This window comes from Acinetobacter sp. UBA3132 (assembly GCF_002364825.1).
Classification (GTDB): domain Bacteria; phylum Pseudomonadota; class Gammaproteobacteria; order Pseudomonadales; family Moraxellaceae; genus Acinetobacter; species Acinetobacter schindleri.
Genome location: NZ_DEZM01000096.1, coordinates 1 through 3877, shown reverse-complemented (window position 1 = coordinate 3877; position 3877 = coordinate 1). Strand labels below are relative to the sequence as shown.

The 3877-nt window shown below is 40.5% G+C and carries 4 protein-coding genes; all 4 read left to right on the top strand.

Annotated elements, in window-relative coordinates:
* Positions 1-258: 258 nt before the first annotated feature.
* The 4 genes from B4033_RS04640 to tatC all read left to right on the top strand — a co-directional run bounded on the left by B4033_RS04640 (position 259) and on the right by tatC (position 3839).
* Complete coding sequence (locus tag B4033_RS04640; RefSeq protein ID WP_286832438.1) at positions 259-2181, top strand: sigma 54-interacting transcriptional regulator; 1923 nt, start codon at positions 259-261, stop codon at positions 2179-2181.
* A gap of 240 nt (positions 2182-2421) precedes the next feature.
* Positions 2422-2640 carry a Sec-independent protein translocase subunit TatA gene (locus B4033_RS04635; RefSeq protein WP_004894723.1) on the top strand — a complete coding sequence of 73 codons (219 nt, stop codon included), beginning with the start codon at positions 2422-2424 and terminating at the stop codon, positions 2638-2640.
* Between the two features lie 9 nt (positions 2641-2649).
* Positions 2650-3066, top strand: coding sequence for a Sec-independent protein translocase protein TatB (tatB, locus tag B4033_RS04630; protein WP_004809302.1), 417 nt, complete (start codon positions 2650-2652; stop codon positions 3064-3066).
* Positions 3063-3839 carry a twin-arginine translocase subunit TatC gene (tatC, locus tag B4033_RS04625; RefSeq protein ID WP_286832437.1) on the top strand — a complete coding sequence of 259 codons (777 nt, stop codon included), beginning with the start codon at positions 3063-3065 and terminating at the stop codon, positions 3837-3839. The genes tatB and tatC overlap by 4 nt, the downstream gene beginning before the upstream one ends.
* The last annotated feature ends 38 nt before the right edge of the window (positions 3840-3877 follow it).

Below are 3877 nucleotides of genomic sequence, written 5' to 3'. Positions count from 1 at the left end.
CTTCCGATCTTGTTCGATATCTACCTTAGGCATAATGCACTCCGTTTTCAGATGAATTAAATGAACCGAATTGGTTATCCTAGATATTGCGAAAGTCATGCCAATACTGGAGATTGAATAAAATATAGATATTAAATAGCTGTTTTTATTTAATTATTTTTATTTTAAACACTGAAATTTAAATCGAATTTTTCTTTCCAATTATGAAAAATCGTATTACTATGAAATTTCATATCTATAACTACGAATTTTCATATTATGGCAGCAGACTTTATTTCGGGTTGGGGAAATTCTGAAGAGTCTTTACGTCCTTTAGCCTTTGAGCATACAGCTCAAGCCCTTATTGTCATTGACCCAAGAGAAAACCGCTTTATTGATTTCAATATTGCTGCTGCCCGTTTACTGCGTTATGAACGCCATGACTTGCTGAACAAATCTGTGACTTCAATTTTTGGGCACTTTACCCAACTACCGCATCTCATCGCTTTTACCGAGGAAATTCTTAATAAAGGTCAAGCATGGAATAATGAGATTTATGCTTTCGACCATCATGGCGAGAAAATCCAGCTAGATGTACATGCAATCCACTTGCCTTACCAGCAACACGATTACTTGATCTGGTCCCTAGTTGATGTCAAAGACTTGGAACTACGCCAATTTAATAAAAATGCGGACAAAACCATTCGTGCCGGACTATTAGAATGGCAAGCTTTACAAGAACTGTTTATTGATTCAGATAGCGGCAAACATTTACTGCTCAGCTCTGTGGGTGACGGAATTTATAGTATTAACCAGCAAGGACTATGTACTTTTATCAATCCGGTCGGTGCCAAGATGCTGGGACTGAAGCCCGAAGATGTTATCGGCAAGAATATCCATCAGATTCACCACCATACTCATGAAGATGGCCGTCATTATCCAGTAGAACAATGCCCAATTTATGCTGCGGTACATGATGGTGTTGTACACGAAGGTATTCAGGAAATTTTTTGGAGGGTAGATGGTAGTTATTTCCCGGTTGAATTCACCAGTACACCTGTTATCCGTGATAGTGAGATTATTGGTGCAGTCGTGGTATTCCGTGATATTTCCGAGAGACTGAATACTGAGGCTAAATTGACTCAAGCATTAAGTGAGTTACAAAGCCTGAAAAGTCGTTTAGAGCAGCAAAATGAATATTTGCAGGAAGAAATCCTGCAAGAAAACCAGTATCACGAAATTGTCGGAAATAGCAGTTCAATCCGGGAAATTATTGAAAAAATCAAAGTCGTTGCTCAAACAGATGCGAACGTGATGATTTATGGAGAGTCCGGTACAGGTAAGGAATTGATCGCCCGTGCTATCCATCAATCCAGTCATCGTAGCCAACAGCCATTAATCCGGGTCAATTGTGCTGCCATTCCGCCCGAGTTATTTGAAAGTGAATTTTTTGGTCATGTCAAAGGTGCCTTTACCGGTGCCATACGTGATCGTGCCGGACGTTTTGAACTGGCAGATCAAGGCACATTGTTTTTAGATGAAATTGGTGAACTTCCATTAGAGCTACAAAGCAAGTTACTTCGTGTATTACAGGAAGGCACTTTTGAACGGGTTGGTGAGGAACGGACGCGCAAAGTAAATGTGCGGATTATTGCGGCAACTAACCGTGATCTCAAGGTAGAAGTCCGACAGAAGCGTTTCCGTGAAGATCTCTATTTCCGTCTGAATGTATTTCCAATCTTCTCGCCTGCTCTACGTGAACGTAAAGAAGACATTCCACTTCTGGTTAGTCATTTTACTAAGCTGATCTGTGAGCAGCGTAAAGTACCTTATCTCTCTTTTAGCCAGAAACATATTCAGGAACTGCAGCGCTATAATTGGCCAGGTAATATCCGTGAATTACAGAATGTATTGGAACGTGCCATGATTACTGCTCGCCATGGTGCTGTTTCATTCCAGTATTTACTGGAACAGGATGGTCAGCCTGTTTCTCAAACAAAGGAAAGCAATGTAATCGTGGAGAATGGTAATTCAGATATTCTTAGTATTGAAGAGCTTAAACAATTGGAAATTAAAAACCTGAAACGGGCTGTCCAGCATTGTAAAGGAAAAATTTTTGGTGAAGATGGTGCAGCCAAATTGCTTGGAATTAATCCGACGACCTTAATTTCAAAATTGAAAAAATTAGGGATTCACTATTAATTTTTCCCGGACCTCTACTTTGACATGATAGAGGTCTGGCGATTTTTACTTTTTTCATTTCTTAAAATATTAACTTTACTAAGTTTATAAATCAGAAAAATTTAAAAAATAAATAGAACACCTCATTGCGAACTTCCCTCTTGCTTCCCGTCTCTAAATTGCCATCAAAATGTCATAGCTTTGTCATTTATTCATGTTGAGATAAGCCCATAAATTTAAAAAAGATGTAATGAGGACAATATGGCAGGATTATCGATTTGGCACGTACTTATTTTTGCAATCGTCGTAATTTTACTTTTTGGCACGTCTAAACTCAAAAATCTGGGCAAAGATGTTGGCGGTGCAATCAAGGACTTTAAAAAATCTGTGCGTGAAGAAGAGGCTGAAGCAGCAAAAATTCAACAGCCCCGCACTATTGATGCTGAAGTTAAAGTCAGTGAGAGTTCAATCAAAAGTTAAGGTATCGTCATGCTCAATATTGGAATGACTGAGCTGCTAGCCTTTGGGGTAATTGCACTTCTAGTGCTCGGACCAGATAAGCTACCTGAGGCAGTTCGTTTTATAGGTAAATGGTCTACCAAGATAAAAAGAACCGTCAGCAATATACAAAATGATCTTGACCGTGAATTGCGTCTGTCTGAGCTACGTGAGCAAATGCAAACCGAGCTGAAACGTATTCAGGAACTGGAAGCCAAAATGCAAGCACAAATGGCTGATCTCAATGCACCAATTGAGCCGGTCACAAAAATTTCAGAACAGCCGGTACTGAAAACTCAGTCAAGTTATGAACTGGTCAATCAACCGCTTTCCCCGGTTCATTTAACTCCGGCTAGGCAGGTCGCCAAGCAAGAAAAAAAATATCCTGACATGAAGGTGGCCGTATGAATATTTTACCGTCGACTCAAGCCAGCAGCGATCCCCAGAAAGTTCATCTAGAAGAAATGCCGATTACCCGGCACTTAGTGATTCTGCGCAAGCATCTTTTCAAGATTGTAGGAATATTGATCGGGCTGTTTTTCTGTCTGCTACCATTTGCCACGCATACCTATCAGCTTTTATCCGAGCCCTTACGTGCCCAGTTACCGGCAAGTTCTACCATGATTGCCACCGATGTAACTGCGACATTTATGGCGCCGTTTAAGTTGAACTTTTTTGTTGCCCTGCTGATCGCCATGCCTTTTATCTTGTATCAACTTTGGGCCTTCGTTAAGCCGGCACTATATGAAAAAGAAAAAAGTCTGGCTTTGCCGCTCCTGATTGGCAGCATTGTCCTGTTTTATGCGGGTATCGCTTTTTCCTATCTGGTGGCTTTACCGTCTATCCTGCATTTTTTTATCAGTGTATCGCCTGAAACCGTCGCGCCCATGACTGACATTAATAGTTATCTGGCCTTCTGTTTAAAACTTTTTCTGGTGTTTGGATTTACCTTTGAAATTCCGATTATTACCCTGTTATTGATTCTGATCGGTGTGGTAAGCACACAGACCTTGGTAGAAAAAAGACGCTTTATTGTAGTGGGGTGTTTTTTTGTGGCCATGTTTGTAACGCCCCCTGATGCCCTGTCCATGATCATGCTGGCTATACCCATGTGGCTGCTGTTTGAGCTAGGTTTAATGGCCGGAAAATTTCTGGAAAAGCGGCATCTAAAAAATAGCTAATTAAGAAAAATGCCTCCTTACTGGGGGCTTTTTTATAT

Bases quoted from the DNA above. Each gene is read 5' to 3' on its own strand.
- B4033_RS04635 (WP_004894723.1), top strand. From the start codon at position 2,422: ATGGCAGGATTATCGATTTGGCACGTACTTATTTTTGCAATCGTCGTA.
- tatC (WP_286832437.1), top strand. From the start codon at position 3,063: ATGAATATTTTACCGTCGACTCAAGCCAGCAGCGATCCCCAGAAAGTT.
- B4033_RS04640 (WP_286832438.1), top strand. From the start codon at position 259: ATGGCAGCAGACTTTATTTCGGGTTGGGGAAATTCTGAAGAGTCTTTA.
- tatB (WP_004809302.1), top strand. From the start codon at position 2,650: ATGCTCAATATTGGAATGACTGAGCTGCTAGCCTTTGGGGTAATTGCA.